Below are 26,095 nucleotides of genomic sequence, written 5' to 3' on the forward strand. Positions count from 1 at the left end.
AGCGATCTTTTACGCTTCAACGCGCCCCCTTCAATGCGTTTTCACCAACGCAACGATTTGATCGGGGCGGGTTCCTTCATGACAATGAACCCATAATCGCCAATCAGGTAAATCCGGTAGAACTGGCTCTCCACCAGCGGCGGGTAGCCTTGATAACCCACCCGCGTCGCGTTGCGTCGCTCCTTCTCCGCCACCACGTTGGTGATGCCCACCTTCGGCAGATTTTCCGCCAGCATGTAGAAGTCGATGTTCAGCAGATAATGCAACACCGGCATCTGTTTGAACGAACCCGCCGCCCCCAGCAGCCAGTGATCGGAATAAGTCACCGACATGTAGATACGCTTGGCGTCACGCAAGGGTTGCTGGCTGGCGATGTCGCGTTCAAGGCTGTTCAGCGCACTGGTGGCGAAGGATTTCTGCACCGTCAGGACCCGGCCATAGGCGAAGGACAACGACAACATGGCCAGCAGCGGTATCAGCAACAGCAGCGGCAAGCGTTCGTGCAGCGTTGCCAGCGCCAGATGACTCAAATAGAACAGCAGCACCAGCAACACCGCGAAGCCCATCAAGGTCCTGGCGCCTTCGTTGAAGTCGCGGAAGAACAGCGCGACACCGGACACCAACAACACCACCACCGGTACGGTCAGCAAACACAGCAGGCCGATCAACAGTCTCTTTGGCCCGCTGTCCTTGCGCTTGACAACCTTCAATCCCAAACACCCGGCGCCGGCAATGGCACATAGCAACAATCCGGCGGCCAGCCAGGTAAATCCGCCATGGAACAGCAGCACGACTTTTTCCAGTACTCGCGCGATGTTGATGTGGATCTGCAGCAAAGGCTGCGCTGCCCAGTTCAGCAACACCGTGCGACGCTGCCCCATGAAGGGGTAGGCACTGACAAGGTAAATCAGCCCACCGAGAAACAATTGGGAGATTCTCCAGCCGATCAGACTGCCCCACTGCGGCCACGCCACTTTGTCATTGACCGCCCTGAGCACTTCAAGACAGCACAGGCCGAGAAACACATTGATGCTGATTTGATACAGGCCCAGCGCCAGCGCAATCAGGAAGGACGGCACCAGCCATTGCAGACTGCGCGAGGGGTGACGAAAGGTGATGGCGTAAATCACCGCCACCACACTCAAGATCATGACCGGCCCGTCGTATTGATAGGTCAGGTTCTGCAGAAAAAACGGGCTGTACCAGAGCGGCAACAGCACCAGGCAGCAGCCGATGGTCGGTTGGCGGAAGTGGTGAAAGGTCAGGCTGGTCAGTGCCCAGGACATGGCCAGGGTGGCGATCAATAACGGCAGTGGATAGATGTTCGGCGCACCGTTGCTGAAAGTCAGGGCCTTGTAGAACAACTCGGCGAACAGGCGCCCTTCCTTTGCCCAGGCCATGCCGGCCGCCAGCGCGCGCCAGTTGTCATCGATGTAGGGATAATCCGCCAGGATCAGCGGCAGGACATACACCAGGGTCGCGAGCAGAAAAAACAGCCAGGCCTGACGTCGCGTGAGTTCCTTGATGAAGAAATCGCTGAACCTGCTCATGCTAGGGTTTGCGCCTGTCTTTGCCGCCGACGATATCCTTGACCACATAGCGCGGCCGGTGCTTGGCTTCGATGTAGATCCGACCGACATACTCACCGAGAATGCCGATGCCAATCAGCTGCACGCCGCCGAGAAACAGGATAGCGGTCATCAGCGAAGGGTAACCGGGCACGTTGTTACCGAAGAACATCTTGTCCAGCACCATGTACACCGCATAGAGCACGGCGAAGATCGACACACACCCCCCGACGTACGTCCATAACCGCAATGGCACCGTGCTGAAAGAGGTCACGCCTTCCAGCGCCAGGTTCCAAAGTTTCCAGCCGTTGAACTTGCTGTCCCCCACTACCCGCCTGGCCCGTTCGTATTCCACCACCACGGTATTGAAACCCGCCCAGGACAGCACGCCCTTCATGAACAACTGATGCTCAGGCAAGGTGCGAATCACGTCCACCACCTTGCGATCCATAAGCCTGAAGTCACCGACGTTCTCTTCGATCCGGGTGTAGGAAATTCGATTCAACAGGTGGTAGAACAGCGCTGCACTGTGGCGTTTCAAATAACCGTCGGCGGTGCGGTCGCGGCGTTTGGCCAACACCACGTCCGCGCCTTTTTGCCATTGTTCGATCAATAACGGAATGACGCTGATCGGGTCCTGCAGGTCGACATCCATCGGAATCACCGCATCGCCGCTGGCATATTCCAGGCCGGCAAACAGCGCCGGCTCCTTGCCGAAATTGCGCGAAAAATTGATCAGCACGACCTGTTCGTCCACCTGCGCCAGGGCTGACGCCCGTTCGGCTGTGCCATCGGAACTGCCGTCATTGATAAACACGATCTCGACTTCGATGGCGTCGAGTTTCAACTCACGTCTTACCGCCTGGTAAAACAGATCGATTGCCTGTTCTTCGTTGAACACCGGGACGATGAGCGAAACCTTCATACATCACGCTCACGAAACACCACATGCTTGGAAAACAGGAAGCCGAACACCAGGCTCAGCGCAGAAAACAGTGCCACGGTCAGCAAGCCATGCAGCCGCCAGACATCGCCGGCATGGCCCACACCCAGGCTGAGCGCACCCATCGCCAGCATGAACAACAGATAGCCGCCGACTGACGCCTTGGCATCGAAGGTATAGAGCGCATTCATATAAAAGGAAAACGAGGCTGCCACACAAAAGGCTGCCAGGTTGCTGGTCGCTTGCGTGAAGCCGAACGCCACGCTCAAGAGAAAAAAGATCTGCCAGTGAATCAGCGTATTGGCGACGCCAATCACGCTGTAGCTGGACAAGCCCTTGCATGAAAGTCTCACATGACGCTCCTGCAATAGAACGCTGCCTACATAGGTATTTGAGCTTGTCTACTGTCAGAAATCGCAGGTATGACGACCTTTCAGACCAGCGGTCAGGGTCTGCGCCAACGTCAGGAGACATCCAGCAATATCCCGCCTTTGCAATTGCCGGCGAATCAGTCCACCCTGCGCGCCGCCAATAGTTAGCGCGCAACTTTTTGCGCTTTCGGCCAATCCTTTGTTCAATACCTGTTTACCAACGAGCCTGCCGTCATGACGCTAGCGCGCGATCACCGGATCGATTTTTTTCGCGGTCTGGCACTGATCTTCATTTTCTGGGATCACGTGCCACACAATCCTCTGGGTCAAATTACCCTGCGCAATTTCGGCTTCAGCGATGCCGCCGAAGTCTTCGTGTTCCTGGCAGGTTTCGCGGCCGTCCTGGCCTACGGCAAAGTCCTTGCCCGGGAAGGTTTGCTGATCGCCTGTGTGAAAATCCTGCGCCGCGCCTGGGTGCTCTATGTGGTGCACATCTTCCTGTTGGCGATGCTGATGGGCATTGTGTTCTTCGCCAACAGCCACGTGGAAACCCGCGACCTGGTGGAAGAAATGGGCATGCACCACTTCATCAGCGATCCCCAGCAGGCCTTGATCGATGAACTGTTGCTGCGCTTCAAACCAAACCTGATGGACCCGCTGCCGCTGTACATCGTGTTACTGGCGGGCTTGCCGCTGGTGTTGCCGATACTGGTGCGCAAGGTCTGGCCGGTGGTGGCGGTGTCGTTTGCGCTGTACCTGACCGTGCCGCTGTTTGGCTGGAACCTGGCTGCGATCAAGGATGGCGTCTGGTACTTCAACCCTGTGGCCTGGCAACTGCTGTTTATCCTTGGCGGCGCGGCGGCGATTCATGCTCAACGTCCACGTGTGCCCGACACCCGGCCGCTGGTGCGCCAGCCGCTGTTCATGACGGCGGCGGTGTATGCGGTACTCGCCGCGGTGCTGACGTTCGCCTGGCGCTGGCCACAGGTCCACGACGCCCTGATGCCGGCGAGCCTGAGCAACCTGCTGTACCCGATCAGCAAGACCAACCTGTCGCCGGTGCGCTTGCTGCACTTCCTGGCGCTGGCCTACGTCACCGCGAAACTGGTGCCCGACACCGGCTGGACGCAAAACTGGCTGGCCCAGCAAAGCTGCCGCATGGGGCGTTTTTCCCTGGAGATCTTCTGCCTGGGGGTGTTGCTGGCGCCCCTGGCGGACATGCTCAATGCGCTGACGGACGATGCATTCGCCATGCAGATCTTCACCGCGTTGGTGGGGGCCGGGTTAATGGCGTTGCTGGGGGCGTGGCTGGAATTCAACAAGCGCTTGAATCGACCGTTGTCGGCGGTCACCGCCGTGTAGGTGAAAAAAAGCCCCGATCAACTGACCGGGGCATTGCATTTCAGGCGTTACGGCTTACGAAGCCGAACTCACTGCACCTTGCGAAACATTGGTCGGTTGCAGCTTGAACATGTAGAACAGCACCGTCAGCAGCACCAGGAACGCCGGGCCGACATACAGCGCCACGCGGGTGTCCGGGAAGTACGCCATCAGGCCGACCACCAGCACCAGGAATGCCAGCGCCAGGTAAGAGCTGATCGGGAACAACCACATGCGGTACTTGAGGCCGGCACGCTCGCTGGCGCTCAGGCCTTTGCGGAACTTGAGCTGGGCCAGCAGGATCATTACCCAGGTCCAGATCGCGCCGAAGGTGGCAATGGCCGTCACCCAGACAAACACCTTCTCAGGCACCAGGTAGTTGAGCAGTACGCCCAATAGCAGGGCACCAATGGACAGCAGCAAGGCGCGACGCGGCACGCCGTTGCTGGAGGTCTTGGCGAAACCGGCCGGGGCCTGGCCGTTCTGCGCCAGGCTGTAGAGCATGCGCCCGGTGCTGAAGATGCCGCCGTTGCAGGACGACAACGCCGCCGTGATCACCACGAAGTTGATGATGCCGGCGGCGGTCTTGATGCCCAGACGCTCGAAGGTCATCACGAACGGGCTGCCCTGGGTGCCGATTTCGTTCCACGGGTAGATCGACAGGATCACGAACAGCGCGCCAACGTAGAACAGCAGGATGCGCCAGAACACCGAGCCGATGGCGCTGGGAATGGTCTTTTGCGGGTTTTTCGCTTCACCGGCGGTCAGGCCGATCATCTCCACCCCGAGGTAGGCGAACATGACCATTTGCAGGGACATCAACACGCCCTGCACGCCGTTCGGCATGAAGCCACCGTGGGTCCAGAGATTGGCAATGCCGAGGGCCACACCGTCGTTGCCAAAGCCGAAGGCGATGATGCCGATACCACCGAGCACCATCGCAATGATGGTGACGATCTTGATCAGGGCGAACCAGAATTCGAATTCACCGAAGGCTTTCACCGCGATCAGGTTGATCGAACCCATGCTGACCAATGCCGCCAGCGCCCAGATCCAGCGCGGCACATCGGGGAACCACACGCCCATGTACACCGCCACGGCAGTGATTTCCGCGACACAGGTCACCAGCCACAGGAACCAGTAGTTCCAACCGGTGAGGAAGCCCGCCAGCGGGCCGAGGTAGTCTTGGGCGTAGCGGCTGAACGAGCCGGCGACCGGGTTGTGCACGGCCATTTCGCCCAGTGCACGCATGATCACCAGGATGGCCAGGCCACCGATGATGTAGGACAGCATGATGGCCGGGCCGGCCATTTCGATGGCTTTGGCCGAACCAAGGAACAGACCGACGCCGATACAGGCACCGAGCGCCATCAAGCGAATATGCCGTTCGCCGAGTTCGCGTTTGAGCGGGCCGCCTTGAGCGGTCTCGCCGTGGGGCAACTGATTGCCTACGGACATGGGGTACAACCTCGTCTTGTTATTGGATATATCCACCGAGTGGCGAAGCGCTGACCGATAAGCCAGTGCCTCCCGTAACCGGCCCTGCTTCATGGGCAGTACCGTCTGGCAGGGCAGAACCTGCGAGATCAGCGGGGGATGCAGTATAAAAAGCTTGTGTCAGAGATTTTCACTCTATAAACCACAAAAATCAGGCGTAAATCTCGGAGAAACCGCTATTCACGGAGATGGATTATCTGATATTCACACGATTTTATCGATCCCTATAGGAGCCGGCTTGCTGGCTCCTACAGTCCTCACAATTTTTTCACCAACGCCAACCACCGACTAAGCTTCAAACAAGTCCGATAAATCTGCGCGTGAATGGATCAATCGACTATGGGCGCTTTAGAACAAACTGATTCGAGTAAAACCGTGGTCCAGACTGAACCTGTGGATGAAGCGCCAACACCTGAAAAACCACCTCGCAGTCGCGTCAAGCACGGCTGGAAAGCGTTCTGGCTGTTGCTGGTGATCATTGCGATCGTCCTGGGCCTGGCGGCGTCCAAGGAAATGCGCACGTCGCGGTTTCAAGCCCGGGAAGCCAGCAAGTTCGCCAAGACCCTGAGCTATGAGCTCAAACCCGGCCCCACCGATTCGATTCGCTACCCAGGCGCCGGGCCTTTCGACCTGCGCCTGGGCTACAGCTCGCTGGGCGAGTTCCTGCCGCGCCTGCTCAAGCGCGATTACGTGATTTCCGCCCAGACCCGGTTTTCCCCCGCCTTGATGGACTACACCAGCAAGGGCCTGTTCGTGCCCTATGCGGAGAAAATCCAGGCGGGATTGTCGATCACCGATTGCCGCGCCAACCCTCTGTACCAATACAAGTATCCGCAACAGCTCTACTCCAGCTTCGAGGCGATACCGCCGGTGGTGGTCAACAGCTTGCTGTTCATCGAAAACCGCTTTTTGCTCGACCCTCGCCAACCCCTGGCCAACCCGGCTGTGGACTGGCCGCGGTTCGGCATGGCGGCCTATACCCAGGTCGCCAAGATGCTGCACCTGCCCGGTCAATCGGCGGGGGGCAGTACCCTGGCCACGCAACTCGAGAAGTATCGGCACTCACCCGACGGGCTGACCGTGTCGGGCGGGGAAAAGATTCGCCAGATGGTTTCCGCCACCGTGCGCGCCTACCAGGATGGGCCGCAAACGCTCAAGGCCCGGCAAAACGTGGTGCGCGACTACCTCAATAGCGTGCCGCTGTCGGCGGTGCCGGGCCACGGTGAAGTCCATGGCATGGCAGAGGGATTGCGCGTGTGGTACGGCGCCGACTTCAACAAGGCCAACGAAACCCTGGCGAGCAATGCCACGGATCCCAAGAGCCTGGCGGACAAAGGCCTGGCCCTGCGCGAAATGCTGTCCTTGATGATTGCCCAGCGCCGCCCTTCCCATTACCTGACCAAGGGTCGCGATGAACTGGCCGACCTCACCGACAGCCACATTCGCCTGCTGGCACAAAATGGCGTGATCGATGCGCCCTTTGCCGCCGCGGCACTGGCCAGCAAAGTGACCTATCGCGACTGGGCGACCCAACCGACCATCCAGCCGATCGAAACCAACAAGGGCATCAGCGTGGCGCGCAGCCGCCTGGCCGGGCTGCTCAATCGTCCGCTGTACGATCTGGACCGGCTCGACCTCTCGGCCACCAGCACCCTGCAGGGCGAACTGCAAACCCAGGCCACCGCCTACCTCAAGCGCCTGGCCGACCCGGTCTATGCCGCTGAAATCGGCCTGATGGGCGAACGCTTGCTGACCCCCACCAGCACCACCCAGGTGCGCTACAGCTTCACGCTGTTCGAACTGACACCGGATGGTTCGCGGGTGCGGGTACAAACCGACAGCACCGACCAGCCGTTCGATATCAATGAAGGCAGCAAACTGGAACTGGGCTCCACGGCAAAAATGCGCGTGCTCACCACTTACCTGCAAATCATTGCCGAGTTGCACGAAAAATATGCCGATATGAGCGTCCCGGAACTGAAGAAAATCGAGGTGCCGGAGCAGGATCGCCTGAGCCGCTGGGTCGTCGATTACCTGATCCAGAACAAGGACCACAGCCTGCAACCCATGCTCGGCGCCGCACTGGATCGCAAGTACTCCGCCAGCCCCGGCGAAGCGTTTTTCACCGGCGGCGGTTTGCACACGTTCAATAACTTCCGCAAGGAAGACAACGGCCGCAACCCGACCCTGCGCGATGCCCTGCGTGAGTCGATCAACCTGCCGTTCATTCGCCTGATGCGCGACCTGGTGCGCTACACCACGTATTCCGGCGTCAACAACCGGGCCGAATTGCTCAAGGACGACCGTGACCCCCGACGCCAGGAATACCTGGCGTCCTTTGCCGACCGCGAAGGCACGTCGTTCCTGCTCAAGTTCTGGAAGAAATACAAGAACAAGGACACCCAGGAGCGGCTCGAGACTTTCCTCGACAGCATGCGCCCGACCCCCATCCGCTTGGCCGCCGTGCACCGTTACCTGTTGCCGAACGCCAGCCAGCAAAGTTTCAACAACTTTGTGCGTTCGCACCTCAATGGCGAAAAGGTCACCGACAAAGAGAAGCTCACCGACGAGCGCCTCGAACGCCTGTACCTCGCCTATGGGCCCGGCACCTACGACCTGCCCGACCAGGGCTTCATCGCCAAGGTCCACCCGCTGGACCTGTGGATGATGGGCTACTTGCTGACCCACCCGGACGCCACGTTCAAGGACATCGTCAAAGCCAGCCAGTTCGAACGCCAGGAAGTCTACAGCTGGCTGTTCAAGAGCCGTCACAAGGGCGCCCGGGACAACCGTATTCGCACCATCCTGGAGATCGAAGCCTTCCTCGACATCCACCAGCGCTGGCAGAAAGTCGGCTATCCGTTCGATCACCTGGTGCCATCGCTGGCCACTGCCATCGGCAGTTCCGGTGACCGGCCGGCGGCGTTGGCAGAGCTGATCGGCACCATCCTCAACGACGGCGTGCGCATGCCGACGCTGCGCATCGACAGCCTGCACTTCGCCGCGAACACGCCCTACGAAACCAAACTGATCAACGACCCGGATGTCGGCAAACGGGTGATGCCTTCCGAAGTCGCCACGGCCATGCGCGAAGCCTTGTCGCAAGTGGTGGACGCCGGTACAGCCAAACGCGTCGCCGGCAGTTTCATCACCCCCGATGGCAAGCCGTTGGCCATGGGCGGCAAGACCGGCACCGGCGACAACCGCATCGAAGCCATCGGTTCAGGCGGACGGATCCTGAGTTCGAAGTCGATCAACCGCACGGCGACCTTCGTGTTCTACATCGGTGACACCCATTTCGGCACCCTGACCGCCTTCGTGCCGGGACGCACGGCCGAGGCCTTCAAGTTCACTTCCGCACTGCCGGTGCAAGTGCTCAAAGGCATGGCGCCGATTCTTACCCCCTATTTGCAACCAGGGAGCAATACACAGTGCCTGCCCGTAGAGGTGGCACGGCGTTGAGCAACGAAGGTAGTAATTAATAATTTTCGGCATGGAAAATTCCGCTGTTTCGTCCAGACGAACAGCGGTTTAACCACAAGAATTCAGACTTTTACTTTGGGCGATGGAAGATAGGCTGGTGACTTCCATCATTGCTCAAGGATTGAAAGCACGATGTCTGATTTACAAGGAAGTGCCGCCGAGAACAAAGGCCACCACTACGACTTTATAAAAAGCCGTATTCCCGACACCTTCAAAAAAGCCTCAGTGCGCAGAGTCAAGGAACTCAGTGCCCGCCGAACAGGGCCAAATCAATGGCTATTCACTGCCTCCAACACGAGTCACAACTTACTGCGAGACGCTAACCTGAAACTTTGGGAATCACAAAGCCAGGTGGATACAACGCTTGATGGGCTACAGGATGTCTATACCTTCGCCGAACCCTTGCTAAGCGCCGCCCTGAAAGAACAGTACGGCGTCGACGATGATGTTAGAACAACTTACTTGCATCTTTACCTCCCCAAGGAAAGACCCTGGTATGCCGCCAACCTATCCAAGGGGGTGGTGACCCGCAAGGTTTCACTGCTTGATGCTGCACTGCATAACTTCGCCGAATCGGAAACCTGCGAAGCGGATTCCGACTTCATCAGCCAGCCCGATGAACGCGGCCACTTCGATATCAAGCCGATCAAGAAAAAAATGTCCATCGCCCAGTTCCAGACCCTGTGTCGCGAACTGGACATTGGCTCGCGTTATACCGAACACCTTGAAAGTTATTTGCTGTCCGATAATCCGGTTGCCCAGGCTTGGCTGCAAATCAAAGTGATCGAGAGTCAGAAGGCCGCACTCACAGCGGCGACGCATCTGGCGCAGATGACTGGCGACATTACGCACGATACCCGCGAGCTGATGCTGTCCATGATCGATGGCCAGCGCACGCTCACCCTCAAGGGCAAGATCGTGCAATTCGGCGAGCTGTCTCTTCTGGACACTCCCTTGACCGGCATCGTGCTGATATCAGCGGATCTGAACAAGACCGAGGATACCGTCCCGGTGATCGCCTACGTTCCTCAGGATCCCGAGCATCCGCTCAAGGAATACCCCTCGGTCACCGCCTTCATGAATGAGCTGGCTCGCCAATTTCGCGACAACGACTTCATCGAATCATCACAAATGACCTATTGCCAGTTCTTCAGCCAGTTCGTCGCCCAGCCACAGCGCGGGCACTTCTTTGCCGAACTCCAGCAACGCCTGTTCACGGTCACGCAACACGAAAAACAGGCACTGGACCAACGCCCGGTGTGGCGACAGGAGCCGGTGGATAACCCCAGGCTGCAATTGAGCGTCACTGCGATGACAGGCGATGTCTGGACCCACCTCTACCAGCAGAAACTCAACAAGATTCTCAATGACGCCAGGCACATTGCCGTCTCCACCGCCGACACGGATAGCGATGCCCGCTGGGCCTGGTGGGACAACTTCAAGAAAATCGTCTCGGACATCTTCAACTTCGCCCTGATGATCGTCACCCCGTTCGTCCCCGGCCTGGGCGAAGTGATGATGGTGTACACCGCGTACCAGATCACCAGCGACGTCATCACCTCCATCGTCGACCTCGCCGAAGGGCAGTGGATCGAAGCCGCCGAGCATGTCATGGGGGTGGTCACCGACATCATCCAGCTGGCAGCCTTCGCCGCAGGCGCCGAGATCGGCAAACTCGCGCGCCTGAAACTCTCGACCTTGATCGAGGGCATGAAGCAAGTGCAACTGCCCGATGGCCAACCGCGGCTGTGGCACCCCGACCTCAAGCCCTACGAACAGCCGGATCTCCAGTTGCCCGTCACTTCCCTTCCCGATGAGCAAGGCCTGCATACCCACGAGGACCAGAAAATCCTGGCGCTGGAGGACAAACATTACGCCGTGCAACAGGAACCGCTCACGGGCAACTACCGCGTCAAGCATCCAGGCCGCGCCGACGCCTATCAACCCGAGTTGAAACACAACGGCCAGGGCGCCTGGACCCACGAAGCCGAGAACCCCCGAGACTGGGAAGGCTCGACGTTGATGCGGCGCCTGGGGCACAGCGTGGCGGATCTGAGCGACATCGAACTCGAACAAGTCCGGACGACCAGCGGCACCGAGGACAACGCCCTGCGCAAGATGCACATGGACAATGCGCCGCCACCGCCGCTGCTGACCGACAGCCTCAATCGTTTCAAGATCCACAAGGACGTCGCCGGGATCGGCGAACGCATCCGCAACGGCCAGCCGCTTGACCCATCCTCCTACTGGTTCGAAAACCTCCCGACTTCGCTCGAAGGCTGGCCTGCCGACAAGGCGCTGAAGGTGTATGCCGATGCCAGCCAGACCGGAAGCTTTCGACAGTATGGAAACCCCGACGCGAGCCCCGGGCAGACACTCGCCACCGATCTCTCCCAGGTCATGGGCGCAAAGCTGCCAGAGAGCATTCTGGCCTTTCTTGATGAGGACGAACTCGGGCACTTGTTCGGCCGCCGAGTCCCCAAGGATGAACAGCTGCAAGCGCTGCGCAATCTATTGGCCGATGAAGCGGAGTCGCTGAAAACCGAGATTTTCAATCAGCGGTACCAGGCCAGTGAACGGTCGGATAACCCGCAGGTGCAGCAGCTCGTACAAAGCGCTCCGACGCTGCCGCGCAGTGCGGCGCAAAAGCTCTTGGGCCAAGCTGGCCAAGCTGATCTTACGCGCATGAAACAGGAACAACGCGTGCCCCTGGACTTGAAAAGCCAGGCCCGTGAAGCGGCATTCGAAGCGCGCACCAGCCATGCCTATGAAGGTTTCCATGACGATGCCCTGCTGACACCCGACACTGAAAGTCTGGCGCTCAATGCGCTTAGAATCCACTCCGACACCTTCAGCGATTTACGCGTCGAAGTGCGTGACGCTACGTTTGACGGGGCATTGCGGTGCAGCGTTGGCAGCGACGAGGCCACAACCCTTCGGACCCTGATCAGGGATGAACATGGTAAGTACGAGGTGCACGACGGCACTAACAAAACCTTGCACGAAAGCGACGACTTCTACGACTCGGTGCTCTACGCCTTGCCGGCGGAAAAACGCACGCAACTGGGCTATCGGACGGGTCAGGGCAGGCAGTTCAAACAATGGGTGATGGCAAAAACCGAAGCACCCAGCGAGCGCCGCACAGCACTACTTGAACCACCGATTCGCCCGGTCGCAGCCCCGGAAACAGTCACCCTTCTTCGGGGGCCCATGATCTCCAGGATGCCAGCGACCTTGAAAGAACGCGTGCAGGATCTTTATCCCCGATTGACCGAACAGGAGGTCGATACGTTTGTTCAATCTCTTGGCGACTCGCACGACCAGGCGCTTGAGACGGTCCGGCGGCTTGAGCGTGAACTGGACACGCTTCGCCAAACGCTTGACCAATGGAGTTTCGGTCAAGTCGACGCCTGGCACCCGACTCGACAAGATTTCATTTCCCGCGGAGGAAAGCACATTGCAGACCGGATCCTGGAATGCTTCGAAAGAAAACCAAGCGTCTTTGGCGAACGCAGCGCCACCGTTGATGGGGGTTATGCACTGGATTTGTCGACAGAGCTCAGCCGTTACGATCTGGAGTACTGGTGGAAAAAACTGCCCGACATCAAGTACTACCTCGACCAGATAACCACCCTGAGCCTGGACCGTACAAGGTTTGCGACGGACGCCGGTGGCTTGTTGAAAGACTTTCCTCGTCTTTCTCAGCTCAGCGCTGCGCACTGCGAACTGACCGAACTCCCGGAAGGGATTGGCAAGATGCACTCGCTGCAAACACTGCGCCTGACAGATAACCAGATTACATTGACACCCACGGCGGTGGAGCAGCTGAGGAACCTGACTCGCATGGAAACGATCAGGCTCGATGACAACCCTCAGCTAGGGCTGCAGCCAAACGTCGAGCGCATGCCCAGACTGAAAACCCTGGGTTTGAGCAATACCGGTGCGACCACATGGCCTGAAGGCCTGTTCAAGAAACGCCGGCCGAGGGACTTCTTTCTCAACCTGCTGGAAAACCCACTGAGTGAAATACCCAGCGTGATCCCGGGCTCCGATGACGCCTACGTCGTCGCACGCGCGCGACTGGATGCACCTCGCCTTTCGGACGCCAATCGTAGTGCCTACGAAAGCTATCGCCGATCAGTCGGACTGAGTGCCACCCAGGCCTATTCCGCCGCGGCTGAGCGCGCGATCGAACAATGGCCGATACCAGAGGACTCCAGATGGTGGGGCGAAAACACCACAGGGCTGCACGGATTCCGAGTGGAAGCCTGGCATGACTTGATGGCTGAACCGGGAAGCCAAGGTTTTTTCGAACTGATTCAGAAACAGACCCTCTGCGCCGATTACCAGGCAGGGGGGGCGTTGCGCAAGCAACTATCGAATCGCGTGTGGCGCATGATCGAGGCGATGAACCTGGACAGCAGGCTGCGCAAGGAGCTGTTCGAAATAGCCACGGCCCCCACCACTTGCGCCGACGCCGGTGCGCAGGTGTTCAACCACATGGGAATCAAGGTGCTCGTCAGCGAAGCGTATGCCCTGTCCGCATCGCCTGCGAAACTTGAAAGCAGGCTGGTGCTCCTGGCAAAGGGCGCTGCCCGCCTGGCACGTGTGGATGACATTGCACGGGCGGATTTCGGCAGCAGGTCCGGCAATCCCGATGAGGTCGAGGTGTACCTGGCGTACGAAACCGGCCTGGCTCAGCGCCTCGGTTTACCCTGGCAATCCGCAGCGATGCTGCATCGAGATATTGCCGGTGTCTCCCCCCGCACGCTTGAGTCAGCCTTTAACACCATCGTATCCATGGAAGAAGGCGACGGCCTGGTCAACGACATGCTCGAGCAACCGTTCTGGGAAAAATACTTGCGCGACACCTACCCAGACGAGTTTCGCCGCAATGCCCGACGCTTCCAGACCAGGTCCGACTTGCTCGATCAGCTGCGCGACGCTCAGCATGCCTGGGTCGATTCAAGTGGATCGGAGCCCGCGCAACGGGAGCCGTTGGAAAAACGAGTGAAAGACCTCTGTGGACAACTTGGCATCGCGCAAGGTATCGCACTCACCGATGAACCCATGACCGATGAGGTGTATGACGGTTTGCTCAACGACATCGGTTACGAGGAAAAGCAATTGAGCAGAAACTTGACCCGCGCGGCGCTGCAAAAAGCCGGGCAGTCATGATCGAGTAACCAGCCCCTGAAGGCGCGATGAATCGCCCTCAGGGGCCCCCGCCTCAACCGACTTCCGAATCCCAGATAACCGTGACGCGTCCTGAATACTGACGCTGTTGCCCGGGGCGAATCATCTCGCCGACTACACTTGCAGGGATATCGAAATGCAGGGTTCCTGGCTTGCGATCCACATAGAACCCTGGCAAAAAGATCTGCATGACACCACCGTTGCGCCGTAATGGCAGGCGATTGACAGGTTGTCCTGCGATGTTCGTCAAGCCAGCAGGCAGGCTCACGCTGACATTCAGTGGTGCGACATGACCGCTCAGAGGATCGCTCACCGCGCAGGTCTGACCGTCCAGGCTGTATTCACACTCCATCTGCATCTTGAAACGCGAACTGGCGGAAATATTGAAGGTCTGGTCGCGGAACAGGCGCGTCGGTTTTCGACCCTGTGTGAGCCAGGATTGCCAGCCGCCTTCGGGCACCAGTTCCACGCGATTACCGCCCGGTGGTACATCGACCTTGAGGGTGTGCAGCACGCTCAACTCGAAATTCAATGCCAGGAAATTACTGCTGGGCAGCATGACGTCGCCCATGTCGAAATCCGCCCCAGGGCCGAGGGTGTAGGTCAGCTGTCCAATGTATTTTCCCGAGGACATGCCCAACGGGTTAGGCGTTACCAGTTCATAGGCAAAATCCAGGTACTGGTAGCGCAGCCAAGGCACATTGAACCTGGCCTGTTTTACGCAAGCGCCTTCTCTAGGCGTTCTCCAGAAAAAGCGATACCGGGTCGGACTGAAAAAACCCATACCGCTGTAACCGCAGGGAGCGGGTGCGTAGACCCAACTGCTGCCCCACAGTTGATTGTGGGCAAGCCGATAGTCATTACCCCCACCCACCAGCTTGATCACGTCATCAGATTCGGCGGCGGAGCCAAAACCGGCGATACGCACTTGTACGTCTTCCTGTTCACCCGTGGCCTCGTGAATGACGGTTAACGTTCTCCACTGCGCCGGAACCTTTATGTACGCTCCCTGACGTGGATTCTCATGGTTGGCCATGATCGGCCTGCTGGAATTGAACTGAATCGGGACCTGCAAGCTAAACATCGCATTTTCTTGACATTGCGCTGGGTAGCTGCCGCAGTAACCACTTGACGGCGTATCGTTTTTGAATTTATTGCGCTGCGGGTTCGCCGAGTCCGGCTTGAACGAGGCCTGAATCGACACCTCCGCAGCCCCTGCCGATGTCAGCCACAGCGACACAAAAACACCCACGCTCGCCCATCGCTTGAACAACTGAAAACGCTTCATCCCTTTAGCCTCATTCCTTTTCGTTTCTACAAAAGGCTACTAAACCTCCGAATCCCAGATGACGGTCACGCTTCCGGAATACTGTCGCTGTTGCCCGGGGCGAATCATCTCGCCCACGTCACTTGCAGGAATTTCGAAATGTAGCGTTCCCGGTTTCCGATCCACATAAAGCGCTGGCTGGAACAACTGCGTGCCACTGCCATCGAGTCGTAGCGGCCTGCGATCGACCGATTGCCCGTCTGTATCCGCCAATCCATGGGGCAGGCTCACGCTCACGTTCAGTGGCACGACGTGACCTGACAGCGGTTCTCGTAACGAACAGGTCTTGCCGTCCTGGGTGTATTCACACTCCATCTGCATCTTGAAACGCGAACTGGCGGAAATGTTGAAGGTCTGGTCGCGGAACAGGCGCGTCGGTTTTCGACCCTGCGTGAGCCACGATTGCCAGCCGCCTTCGGGCATCAGTTCCACGCGATTACCGCCCGGTGGTACATCGACCTTGAGGGTGTGCAACACGCTCAACTCGAAATTCAATGCCAGGAAATTACTGCTGGGCAGCATGACGTCGCCCATGTCGAAATCCGCCCCAGGGCCGAGGGTGTAGGTCAGCTGTCCAATGTATTTTCCCGAGGACATGCCCAACGGGTTGGGCGTTACCAGTTCATAGGCAAAATCCAGGTACTGGTAGCGCATCCAGGGCACATTGAACCTGGCCAGTTTTACGCAAGCGCCTTCTCTAGGGGTTTTCCAGAAAAAACGATACCAAGTCGGATTGTAAAAACCCACACCGCTGTAACCGCAGGGAGCGGGCGCGTTGACCCAACTGCTGCCCCACAGTTGATTGTAGGCAAGCCGATAGTCATTACCCCCACCCACCAGCTTGATCACGTCATCAGATTCGGCGGTGGAGCCAAAACCGGCGATACGCACTTGTACGTTCTCCCGTTCACCCGTGGCCTCGTGAATGACGGTTAACGTTCTCCACTGCGCCGGAACCTTTATGTACGCTCCCTGACGTGGATTCTCATGGTTGGCCATGATCGGCCTGCTGGAATTGAATTGAATCGGGACCTGCAAGCTAAACATTCCATTTTGTTGACATTGCGCTGGGTGGTTGCCGCAGTAACCACTAGACGGCGTATCGTTTTTGAATTTATTGCGCTGCGGGTTCGCCGAGTCCGGCTTGAACGAGGCCTGAATCGACACCTCTTCAGCTCCCGCCGAAGACAGCCACAGCGAAAACAAAATAGTCACGCCCACATATCGCTGGAACACTTGAAAACGGTTCATCCCTTTAGCCTCATGGAATCGGGGCTCAAGCCCCTGGCATGACCGCGTTGAAGATCATGTTGACGTTGCCAAAATAATTGCCGGGCTTGTAAACCCCATCGGCCGGCGGCATCGGCAGGATTTCCAGCAGCACGCGTTTGCCGGAAGCGGCGTCGCTCAGGGAAACCACTTCGCTGCTTTGCTGCTCGCTCAACAGCTTGCCGTTGAACAGCACCCGCATATCAATGTCGTGGGCGGCGGTGCCGTTGGACAGGTAGGGGCGGCCTTCAAGCCGGGCTTCGATCGAACCGGCTTCGTTCCTCACATCGAAATACTTGCGCAAACCGCCCAGGGTCGACGACGTGAGATTCCACGGCAATTGCTGCTCGCGGTGGATCCAGCCGGGGTCGGCCGGGATCACATAGAACGCCAGGGAGGGGATGGTCACGACCACGTCGAAACGATGTTCCTCACGGGCAGAAAAAACCGGCGTGGACGTCCCCGCGGCGATGGCCGAGACAAACACCAGAAGCAGCGATTTGCACATAGTCATCAGCCTTTAACGTCCAGTTTCTTGATGCTTTCACCCTCAACCAGCGTGAAACGGTACTCACGACCCGCCTGCTTCTCGAACTCGAACGTTCGCCCGGCGAGGATGTGATGCTTGGTCGTCGGCTGGCAGTCCTGCTCGTTCTTGACCGAGCAATCCTTGAACTCATCGATCACCACGACGGTGTTGCCGTTGTTGCGGATTCGATAGGTGCCCGCCGCGTTTTCTATCGCGCTTTCGAAGCGTGTGGCCTTGGGCCGTACGAAAAACACTGCGCCGTAACCCGCCAATACGTTGACCCCGGCAGAGAGGGTTTTCTTATAGTCCTCACGCTCCTCGCTGGAGACGGCGAATTCGTCTTCCTTTTCGGGCACCACCGGGACGAAACGCACGCGGAAATAGCGTTCCTTGTCGCGCTCGCCCATGAACAGCAATCGCGTGCCCTGCATGCCGTTGGCCGGCACGATCAAGCGCGCCGGGCTGGCCATCAAGCCGTCGCGGGATTTGCCGTCGGCCTGGGGCTTGAGGGGCACTTCCTGTGATTTTCCGTCGGCGTCATAGAGGATCTCGAGGATGTTGACCTTGACGAACGCGGTGCTGTCGCCACCGTTGAAAACCCGTTTCAGGTAGGTACTTTTGTCGCCGTCCAGATAGTCGTAGACGGTGCCGATATTGATGCTCGGTGTGGCGTGAGCAGTCTGGGTGAACAAACAAAAACCAAATAATGCCAACAGGCGTTTCATCGTCCTGTACCTCGTTGATTAATCACGTTCTGCCGGGCTATCAACCCGCTGTCCGATCGATAGGATTCACGTCCGCCAACGTATCCGGCGTGCAGCGCAGGTCACCAATCATCAACACGTTGTTTTCAGTGCGGCCATTGCGCGTGTCGAGGCGGAACTGGCACAGCAACTGGTTGCCGTGACGCACTTCCAGGGTCGGTGAGCCGGCGTTCATTTCCATGGAGAAGAAGCCGTCCACTTCGCTCACGCCGCGACTGGCGTGGTTGATGATGTGGTGGCCCTTGAGCGGGTTGCCCTGGGGGTCGATCAGGCGGCCGAGCACGGTCAGGGTTCGCATCACTTTCACCTGGCGATACTCCACGCCGCCCTTGTTCAAGTGATAACTGGAACGGGCCGGCTGGATGGTCGCGGCGGGCACATGATTGCCTTCGAAGTCGAAGCTGACCGAGCTGCTTTTGTAGGCGGTGATCGGCACGAAGTTGCGCCCCGGCCGCAGTACCGCGCTGCCGCCGCTCAAGTCGTCGGCGCGCAGGGCGATGCCATCGATATCCGATTCGACATCGATGATCATGCCGGCACCATCGCGGTGATACTGGCTGGTCATGACTATTTTTTGACCGCCCACGGCCACGGTGCTGTCCAGGTTCAAGCCACCGGTGAGGTCGTTGTTGAAGGACGAACGCTGGATGAAACCGTCGCCACTGACCAGGTCCGATTGCATGCTCGCCATGGCGTTCAACCCGACGCCGTAGGTGTCGGTGATGGCGGTGGCCGAGACGCTTTGCAACAGGTGATCCTGCAGGCTTTTGCGGTAGGTGACCGAGGCGTTGTTATCCCGGCCGCCCTCTCGGGCTGTGCGCGTGCCAATGCTGCCGGAGATCTGCTCACCCGGACCGCCCAAGGCAATGTTGACGCTCAGGTCGACGCCACGATTGCGGTCGTCACCCGAGCTGAAACTGCCGGGTCGGTCGAACAGGGCCAGGCGCCAGTTGGCATCGCTGCCAAACAGTCGGGTGCGCTGGGTCCAGCCCAGGTCCACGCCCGTGCCTTCGGTATTGCCTTCGCTGTGGGACACCCGGGCATTGATCGAGCTTTTGTTGGTGATTCGATGATTCACCGAAAGCGACGAGTTGCTGGTCTGACCGACAAATACATTGCGCTGGCGCACCCGCGTGCCGTCCGGCAGGGTGTCATAGAGCCGGGTGGTGTCGAGCCAGCTGCGGTTGTGACTGGCAACGATGCTGCCACCGCCGTAGGAATACAGCCCCTGCACATCCAGACCGGTGCCGTAGTCTTCAGTCTGGTAGACGTTGGCAAAGAGACTGGCATTGTTGACGATCGACCAATCGACCGAGGTGCCGTACTGAAACGAGTCGCGCACCTGGCGTCCGCTCAACCCCAGGATGACCCGTGGATGCAGCAGGAAGTTGAACGCCGCACCCGCGGTCATGTCGCCATCGTCCTGCTCGTCCCAGTTGCTGAACACTTTGGACTCACGGCCGGCGAACAGGTTGTAGCGCCAGCGTTCTTCGTGATCGCGCCAGTTGCTCGGCTTGTAGACCAACTCCTGGGTGCTGGAGGTGATCTGGCCGTCTTCGATCAGGCGCACTTCCACTTCATAGATGCCACCCGGTAGCGGGCGAGTATCGAGGGTTTGCAACCCGGCGGGCATCGCCTGGGTATTGATCAGCAAACCGTCGCGGTAGATTTCCACCGAGCCCTGGCGATTGGCCGTGACATAAATCGGATACACCGCCGGTTTGGGGTTGTTGATAGCCAGGCTGTCGGAGCTGCCATACATCATGCCCACTGCGGTGTCGGGGCTGGCGCCGAAAGCACGCGGTTGTCGGGTCAGCCCTTCGGACGAGGGCGTGAACAAACCCAGGCGCAGGAAACTGCCTTGCAGTTCGCGCTGGGTGTAGAGCTCGTTCACCGAGTGATAAAGCTGGTTATCCAGACCACCCAGGCGAGACAGTTGAATGTTGACCGCTTGAGTCCAGTTGCCCAGGCTGCTGCTGGCCTCAAGGCCATAGCGCCCACCCAGGTCCTGGTTCTGACCGCCGTTGAGGTTCAACTGATTACGCACGATCAAGCCGGTACTGCCGCCTTCGGGCAAGCTGTAGTAACGCTGTACCTGGTCGTCGCGCTCGGCGTTTTCGGTAAGGATCGAAACCAGTGAGTTTTCCAGGCTGTAGTGCACCGCCACCAGTTGCTCCGGGCAGTTGGCCTGACAGCCGCCCAGCGCTACACCTTGTTTCAGATAGTTCGACCAGGTGTCGCGCTCACTGGGTTTAATCGTACTGTCGCTGATATCCGTGAAATCAACGAGGGTGACGCGATCGTCGCGCGATAACACGACCATCGCCTCACCGAGAAATTGTTGGTCAAGCTCCACGCGCACAGCCAAGGGCACATCAAAAAAATGCTCTTCGAACTCGCTGGGCAAACCCTTGGCTTGTGCCAGCAAACTTCGAGGCGTATTAGCGTTATCCGCTGGCGCGGCCAAGGCCGTTGCGCAGAAAAAAAGGGCAAGCGCCGTCGCGATGGGAGTCATCGGGAACATGGACGAGATTCTCTGGAGATATGTGCGTTAAAACCCGATCGACAGGCAGAAGCAACCTATCGACCGGTAAGTTAACGAATCAGGACAAGTCTTGAATCAGGGCTGTATTACTGGATGCGCGGGATGGCATCAAAGATCACAACCGGAGTGGCGGTGTACAGGCCCGTTTGCGCTGCAGTGGGTTTGGCCGCGGCAATCACCAGGTCAGCCCGCATGCCACCGTTGGACTCGGTATCGCCAACCACTTCCTGAGAAGCGCCGGTCAAGGTAATGCCGTTGAAACTATAGGTCAGAGCAATGTTGCTGCTACCGTTGAACAGGGGTTGTGGCCCGCCTTCCACATAAGCACCGACCGAACCATTGGTGTGTCGAATATCGTAAGTCGCACGCACCGGGTCCAAGGTACCGGACGCCAGGTTGTAGAACATTTTTTCATCTTTACCAAAGTCAGGGTTGACCGGTTGGGCATGGAACACCTGGGTTGGAATGTTGGCGCTGATATTGATGGAGGTGCGCGCTTCTTCCGCAGCGAACGCCATCGAAGAGCTGAGGGCCAGGAGGGTCATCGGGACGGCGATTGCAAACTTCTTGAACATTGTCGAGTACCTGTTTTTTTCAAAGGATTGGTCTGTAGAGAGTTCAAATTAACCGTGCCAACAAGCAGAGTGATGGCATTTCGGTTCAACTTTCGACAGGGAGGATGATCAACCAATTGCCTAAGAAAGTAAGTACGAAAACTCTGCGCAACATGTAGTAAAAGTGACTCACGCAGCTGTAGAAAAAGCAGGCAAAACAGCAAACTACGTTATTTACCCATCAGCCATATCCTACACACAGTTTTAACTGAAAAAGCATGCAGATATAAATTAAAACAACTTCTGTAAGAAGCATACTACTTTGCCCGCAACTAACGGCCAACAACAGTTGCAACACTGATGATTAGTTTAATTACTCTAAAATTACCAGCACTCCCGGCCCCCGCCTGACCGGTGGAGAGCCGTTGCCCTCCCGACCGTCGGTCAAAAAAGCTTGCACGCACCATAAGATATATCTTACGTTGTATCTAGACACGACAGGAGAAGGAAAAAATGAGAGACCATCATTCCCCGCACCGCGAACATGGCGACGGTCGCGACGGCTTCGAAAAACGCCCCGGCCGCGAACGCGGCGGTCGCGGTCCACGGGTATTCGCCCCCGGCGACCTGAAATTGCTGTTGCTGGCCCTGATCGCCGAACAGCCCTGCCACGGCTATGACCTGATCCGCCAGATCGAAGGCATGTTCGACGGCGCCTACAGCCCCAGCCCCGGCGTGATCTACCCCACCCTGACCTTTCTGGAAGAAAGCGAAATGATCCAGGGCGATGCCCAAGGTGGAAAAAAGCGCTACAGCGTGACTGACGCCGGTCGCCAGTCCCTGAGCGAGCAGGCGGTCGCCCTTGAAGGCGTGCGGGTGCGCATCGATGTGAGCAAACGCTCGCTGCGCGGCCATGATCGCCCCCCGGAAATCCACGAGGCAGTGCATAACCTGCGCCATGCCCTGCAACTGCACCATGGCCGCTGGAGTGCGCAAGAAATCCAGCGCGTTGCCACCCTGCTCAACAACACCGCCAAAGCCATTGTCGACGGCCCTGCCGTTCAGGCTCGCCAGGAGATCGCCGAGTGACCACAGTCGATACCTCAACCATTCACCGTGTCATGCACGAAATCAAACGTCGCCGCCTTGAAGTCTTGCGCGTCGTCGACCTGACCCCGCGCATGCGCCGCATTACCCTGGGCGGGCCTGAGCTGGCCGGCTTCATCAGCCTCGGCACGGATGACCACGTCAAGCTGCTGTTCCCGCAGAACGCGGCACAACAGGCGGCGCTGGACACCCTGGTGCTCGGCGCCGGCAAGGACAACGGCGCGATGCCGGCCATGCGCGACTACACCCCGCGCCGCTATGATCTGGATACTCTGGAGCTGGACATCGATTTCGTCCTGCACGGCGACGGCCCTGCCTCGACCTGGGCCGAACAGGCTCAACCCGGGCAGTTCCTGCACATCGGCGGGCCACGGGGTTCAATGATCGTGCCGGATATCTTCGACAGCTACCTGCTGATCGGCGACGAGACCGCCCTGCCCGCCATCGCCCGACGCCTTGAAGGCCTGGCCGCCAATCGGCGCGCACTGGTAATTGTCGAAGTGGAAAACGGCAAGGAACAGCAAGTGCTGCACAGCCCTGCCGAGGTCAATGTGATCTGGGTGCTGCGCGAAGGGGGTAAAGATCACTTGTTGAGCACCGTGCGCCAGATCCAGGTGCCCACGGGCAATCTGTATGCGTGGGTGGCGACCGAGAGCAAAGTGTCGCGGCAGATTCGTCGTGTGTTGCTCGATGAGCATGGGCTGGATGAGCAGTTCGTCAAAGCCGTGGGTTACTGGCGGCTGGATGACACTGACCAGGAGTGACCGGCTTCAGGCCCTATCGCCAGCAGGCTGGCTCCCACATTGGATCTGTGTACACCACACCCTTGTGGGAGCCTGCTACAAATCCAGGCCTTTGGCGCGACGCCCCAGCCACCGATCCCACCCGATCAGCAGCAACGCAATCAAGACAAACCCTGCCAACAATCCACCGGCATTGATGAACACCTGTGGATAACCCAGTTTCTCGACATCGATGAACGGGTAGGGATACACCGCCAGCACATGCCCTCGCAGCAGCGAATAGGCGAAGTAGACCAACGGATAGATCACCCACAACCCGATGTGTTCCGGCCGCAGCCGGCCCTTGGGCACGCAACGCCACCAATACAGCAGAAACAGCAACGGCATCACATCGTGCAACAGCTCATCGGCCAGCCACTGCCAGCCTTCTGGATGCCACAAGTGCCGCAACAACAGGTTGTAGGCCAGGCTGACCAGAGCGATGCTCACGGCAACGCCACTGCTGACCCACGGCTGCAGGAACCAGCGCCGCGCCGCCGACTCGCGGGACGTCGCTGCACAGGTCAGCACGGTCGCCACCAGGGTGTTGCTCAGCACGGTGAAATAGCTGAAGAAACTCACCAGGCCACCCAGCAGACTGGCGCCGATATTCCAGCGTGCAAAAAAAATCAGGTACAGCTGAATACTCAGTCCGGCCCAGCCAAGCACGGCCGCCAGCGTGAACAAGCGTCGCTGCATGCCTTGCGCAGGGGGCATGTCAGACCGGGCGCTTGGTGCGCATCAGTTTCACGTACAAGCGCTCGACCTTCTCCCGCGCCCACGGGGTTTTACGCAGGAACGTCAGGCTCGACTTGATGCTCGGATCGCTCTTGAAGCAACGGATATCGACGCGCTCGGCCAACCCTGACCATTCGTAATGGGTCACCAGTGCATTGAGGATCTGTTCCAGGGTCACGCCGTGCAGCGGATCGGGGTTGTGTTCGTTCATGCCGGGCCTTCGAGCAGAGTGGGAATTGGAAGCCGCGCACCTTACGTTAAATGTAGGTGAAACGGAAAAGATCGCAGCCTTCAGCAGCTCCTGCAGGACTGTTACCGAATTCGAAAGGATGCATGTCAGTAAAAGCCCTTCCTCTATTTGTAACAGAACATTATCCTTACGCCCGCCATAGCTGAAACGCTTCTGCCATGCGCTTTACTTGCGCCGTTTACGTTCATCCTCCAAAAAAAGATCAAGAATTTCTTCCCTATGCCTGATTTTCCATTTTCTAAAGACAGCGCTGTCTTTACGCCTGCTGCGCGCCTGAAAGCCCTGAGCCTGTTCACAGGCCTGGGCGCTTTCAGCCTCGCTACCTGTACCCCGGCGGCACCGGCCTTTGACAGCGACTCACCCTGGATGCTCGGTGACTGGAACGGCACCCGCAGTGAACTGTCGGCAAAGGGTTATGATTTCAAGCTCGACTACACCGGCGAAATGGGCAGCAACCTGCAGGGCGGCTACGACCATGATCGCACCGCTCGCTACAGCGACCAGTTCGCGCTGGGCACACACCTGGACCTGCAGAAAATCCTCGGCTGGAACGACGCCGAGTTCCAGCTGACCATCACCAAGCGCAGCGGCAACAACATCAGCAACGACCGGATCAACGACCCACGGGTCGGCGGTTTCACCTCGGCACAGGAAGTCTGGGGCCGTGGCCAGACTACGCGCCTGACGCAGATGTGGTACCAGCAGAAGTTCCTCGACCAGACACTCGACATCAAGGTCGGCCGCTTCGGCGAAGGCGAAGATTTCAACAGTTTTCCCTGCGACTTCCAGAACCTTGCGTTCTGTGGCTCCCAGGTCGGCAACTGGGTGGGCGACATCTGGTACAACTGGCCGGTCAGCCAGTGGGCGATGCGGGTCAAATATCACCTGACGCCCGAGTTGTACGCGCAGGTCGGCGCCTATGAGCAGAATCCGTCGAACCTCGACCGCGACAATGGCTTCAAGCTCAGCGGCAGCGGCACCCAAGGCGCCATCCTGCCGGTGGAACTGGTGTGGACGCCAAAGCTCAACGGTCTGCCGGGTGAATACCGTGCCGGCTACTACTACAGCAACGCCAACGCCACCGATGTCTACAAGGACAGCCACGGCCAGCCTGCCGCCCTGAGTGGCGAGGCGTACCGCAGTGCATCGAGCAAGCACGGTGTGTGGCTGGGCATTCAACAGCAGGTCACCAGCATCGCCAGCGACCATTCCCGCGGCCTGAGCCTGTTCGCCAACGGCACGATGCACGACAAGAAAACCAACGCCATCGACAACTATGTCCAGGCCGGCCTCGTCTACAAAGGCCTGTTCGACGCCCGCGCCCGGGATGACATCGGCTTTGCCATGGCCCGCGTGCACGTCAACCCGGCGTATCGCAAGAATGCCGAGGCGAGCAATCAGGCCAAGGCGGTCTTCGACTACGACGACCCGGCCTTCCTGCCGCCGCAGGACACCGAGTACAGCGCCGAACTCTATTACGGCGTGCACGTCACGAACTGGCTGACCGTGCGCCCGAACCTGCAATACATCCGCCATCCCGGTGGCGTGAACGACGTCGATGACGCCTTGATTGGCGGGATCAAGATCCAGTCGTCGTTCTGACCCACACCACTCCCCCTTGGAGGAGCTGGCTTGCCAGCGAAGGCGGCGTATCAGTCGACACCTATGCCAACAGACACACCGCTTTCGCTGGCAAGCCAGCTCCTACAAGGACTGCGTGAACCCAATAGATTTATCTGAACCATGCCCACGCAGGATCGTCATCTACAGTGAACCTGCGCGGGACCACTTG

General features: G+C 58.6%; 18 protein-coding genes. 6 read left to right on the top strand and 12 right to left on the bottom strand.

The window, feature by feature from the left end; genetic code table 11:
* Window positions 1–41: 41 nt before the first annotated feature.
* From NQL71_RS16405 to NQL71_RS16415, 3 genes are read right to left on the bottom strand one after another with little or no spacing between them, the layout of a single operon-like run.
* A complete protein-coding gene (locus tag NQL71_RS16405; protein ID WP_046818919.1) occupies window positions 42–1,550 on the bottom strand; it encodes a glucosyltransferase domain-containing protein in 1,509 nt (502 codons plus the stop codon).
* Between the two features lies 1 nt (window position 1,551).
* Window positions 1,552–2,493 carry a glycosyltransferase family 2 protein gene (locus NQL71_RS16410; RefSeq protein ID WP_046818920.1) on the bottom strand — a complete coding sequence of 314 codons (942 nt, stop codon included), beginning with the start codon at window positions 2,491–2,493 and terminating at the stop codon, window positions 1,552–1,554.
* Window positions 2,490–2,864, bottom strand: coding sequence for a GtrA family protein (locus tag NQL71_RS16415; RefSeq protein WP_166620502.1), 375 nt, complete (start codon window positions 2,862–2,864; stop codon window positions 2,490–2,492). Before NQL71_RS16415 ends, NQL71_RS16410 begins: the two co-directional genes overlap by 4 nt.
* A gap of 252 nt (window positions 2,865–3,116) precedes the next feature.
* On the opposite strand from NQL71_RS16415, the gene NQL71_RS16420 reads away from it, so the two are divergent.
* Window positions 3,117–4,244, top strand: coding sequence for an OpgC family protein (locus tag NQL71_RS16420; RefSeq protein WP_274643026.1), 1,128 nt, complete (start codon window positions 3,117–3,119; stop codon window positions 4,242–4,244).
* A 54-nt stretch (window positions 4,245–4,298) separates the two neighbouring features.
* Here NQL71_RS16420 and NQL71_RS16425 read toward each other — a convergent pair whose 3' ends face one another.
* A complete protein-coding gene (locus NQL71_RS16425) occupies window positions 4,299–5,720 on the bottom strand; it encodes an amino acid permease (protein ID WP_046818923.1) in 1,422 nt (473 codons plus the stop codon).
* 378 nt (window positions 5,721–6,098) lie between these two features.
* Here NQL71_RS16425 and NQL71_RS16430 point away from each other — a divergent pair, with 378 nt between their 5' ends.
* Together NQL71_RS16430 and NQL71_RS16435 are read left to right on the top strand one after the other, a co-directional pair.
* A complete protein-coding gene (locus NQL71_RS16430) occupies window positions 6,099–9,221 on the top strand; it encodes a transglycosylase domain-containing protein (protein ID WP_046818924.1) in 3,123 nt (1,040 codons plus the stop codon).
* Window positions 9,222–9,593: 372 nt separating this feature from the next.
* Complete coding sequence (locus tag NQL71_RS16435; protein WP_343228881.1) at window positions 9,594–14,420, top strand: NEL-type E3 ubiquitin ligase domain-containing protein; 4,827 nt, start codon at window positions 9,594–9,596, stop codon at window positions 14,418–14,420.
* 52 nt (window positions 14,421–14,472) lie between these two features.
* Here NQL71_RS16435 and NQL71_RS16440 read toward each other — a convergent pair whose 3' ends face one another.
* The 6 genes from NQL71_RS16440 to NQL71_RS16465 all read right to left on the bottom strand — a co-directional run bounded on the left by NQL71_RS16440 (window position 14,473) and on the right by NQL71_RS16465 (window position 21,447).
* Window positions 14,473–15,726 (bottom strand): hypothetical protein, encoded by a 1,254-nt coding sequence (locus NQL71_RS16440; protein WP_077185227.1) that lies wholly within the window; start codon window positions 15,724–15,726, stop codon window positions 14,473–14,475.
* A gap of 39 nt (window positions 15,727–15,765) precedes the next feature.
* Window positions 15,766–17,016 (bottom strand): hypothetical protein, encoded by a 1,251-nt coding sequence (locus NQL71_RS16445; protein ID WP_274643028.1) that lies wholly within the window; start codon window positions 17,014–17,016, stop codon window positions 15,766–15,768.
* Window positions 17,017–17,041: 25 nt separating this feature from the next.
* Entirely contained in the window at window positions 17,042–17,542 is a 501-nt protein-coding gene (locus tag NQL71_RS16450; RefSeq protein WP_046819066.1) for a CS1 type fimbrial major subunit, read from the bottom strand.
* 5 nt (window positions 17,543–17,547) lie between these two features.
* Window positions 17,548–18,288 (bottom strand): pilus assembly protein, encoded by a 741-nt coding sequence (locus NQL71_RS16455; protein WP_077185225.1) that lies wholly within the window; start codon window positions 18,286–18,288, stop codon window positions 17,548–17,550.
* Window positions 18,289–18,328: 40 nt separating this feature from the next.
* Window positions 18,329–20,851 carry a TcfC E-set like domain-containing protein gene (locus tag NQL71_RS16460; protein WP_274643029.1) on the bottom strand — a complete coding sequence of 841 codons (2,523 nt, stop codon included), beginning with the start codon at window positions 20,849–20,851 and terminating at the stop codon, window positions 18,329–18,331.
* Between the two features lie 107 nt (window positions 20,852–20,958).
* Window positions 20,959–21,447 carry a CS1 type fimbrial major subunit gene (locus NQL71_RS16465; protein ID WP_046819063.1) on the bottom strand — a complete coding sequence of 163 codons (489 nt, stop codon included), beginning with the start codon at window positions 21,445–21,447 and terminating at the stop codon, window positions 20,959–20,961.
* Between the two features lie 492 nt (window positions 21,448–21,939).
* On the opposite strand from NQL71_RS16465, the gene NQL71_RS16470 reads away from it, so the two are divergent.
* Complete coding sequence (locus NQL71_RS16470; protein ID WP_046819062.1) at window positions 21,940–22,515, top strand: PadR family transcriptional regulator; 576 nt, start codon at window positions 21,940–21,942, stop codon at window positions 22,513–22,515.
* A 32-nt stretch (window positions 22,516–22,547) separates the two neighbouring features.
* The gene (locus tag NQL71_RS16475; RefSeq protein ID WP_143512452.1) at window positions 22,548–23,297 is read left to right on the top strand and encodes a siderophore-interacting protein; all 750 of its coding nucleotides are present in this window, start codon (window positions 22,548–22,550) and stop codon (window positions 23,295–23,297) included.
* Between the two features lie 75 nt (window positions 23,298–23,372).
* Here the strand turns inward: NQL71_RS16475 and NQL71_RS16480 are convergent, their stop codons facing one another.
* A complete protein-coding gene (locus NQL71_RS16480) occupies window positions 23,373–24,032 on the bottom strand; it encodes a Pr6Pr family membrane protein (RefSeq protein WP_077185223.1) in 660 nt (219 codons plus the stop codon).
* A gap of 1 nt (window position 24,033) precedes the next feature.
* Window positions 24,034–24,264 carry a VF530 family protein gene (locus tag NQL71_RS16485; protein WP_046819059.1) on the bottom strand — a complete coding sequence of 77 codons (231 nt, stop codon included), beginning with the start codon at window positions 24,262–24,264 and terminating at the stop codon, window positions 24,034–24,036.
* Between the two features lie 258 nt (window positions 24,265–24,522).
* Here NQL71_RS16485 and NQL71_RS16490 point away from each other — a divergent pair, with 258 nt between their 5' ends.
* Complete coding sequence (locus NQL71_RS16490) at window positions 24,523–25,905, top strand: carbohydrate porin (RefSeq protein WP_077185222.1); 1,383 nt, start codon at window positions 24,523–24,525, stop codon at window positions 25,903–25,905.
* Window positions 25,906–26,095 lie beyond the last annotated feature (190 nt).

Origin of the sequence: Pseudomonas serbica (assembly GCF_028823535.1) — a bacterium.
Classification (GTDB): domain Bacteria; phylum Pseudomonadota; class Gammaproteobacteria; order Pseudomonadales; family Pseudomonadaceae; genus Aquipseudomonas; species Aquipseudomonas serbica.